The organism is Pseudoalteromonas sp. Z1A2 (assembly GCF_011378755.1).
GTDB lineage: Bacteria > Pseudomonadota > Gammaproteobacteria > Enterobacterales > Alteromonadaceae > Pseudoalteromonas > Pseudoalteromonas distincta.
Map to the genome: position 1 here is coordinate 1 of NZ_WTKX01000087.1, position 605 is coordinate 605.

Annotated in this window: 1 rRNA gene; it reads left to right on the plus strand. The window is 48.4% G+C overall.

What is annotated here, in order from left to right:
- Positions 1-605, plus strand: a 23S ribosomal RNA gene (locus GQR47_RS20305); the annotation flags it as partial.

The following is a 605-nucleotide window of genomic DNA, read 5'->3' on the forward strand; positions in this document are numbered from 1 at the left end:
CTTTAAAGAAAGCGTAATAGCTCACTGGTCGAGTCGGTCTGCGCGGAAGATGTAACGGGGCTAAACTATGCACCGAAGCTGCGGATTCAGAATTTATTCTGAGTGGTAGGGGAGCGTTCTGTAAGCGGTTGAAGGTGTACCGGGAGGTATGCTGGACGTATCAGAAGTGCGAATGCTGACATGAGTAACGATAATGGGAGTGAAAAACTCCCACGCCGGAAGACCAAGGGTTCCTATCCCATGTTAATCAGGGTAGGGTAAGTCGACCCCTAAGGCGAGGCCGAAAGGCGTAGTCGATGGGAAACAGATTAATATTTCTGTACTCGATATAATTGCGATGGGGGGACGGAGCAGGCTAAACAAGCATGGCGTTGGTAGTCCATGTGAAAGTGAGTAGGTTGGCGACTTAGGTAAATCCGGGTTGCTGTTAAGACTGAGACACGAGACGAGTCACTAAGGTGATGAAGTTGTTGATGCCATACTTCCAGGAAAAGCCTCTAAGCTTCAGATTATATAGAATCGTACCCCAAACCGACACAGGTGGTCAGGTAGAGAATACTAAGGCGCTTGAGAGAACTCGGGTGAAGGAACTAGGCAAAATCGTA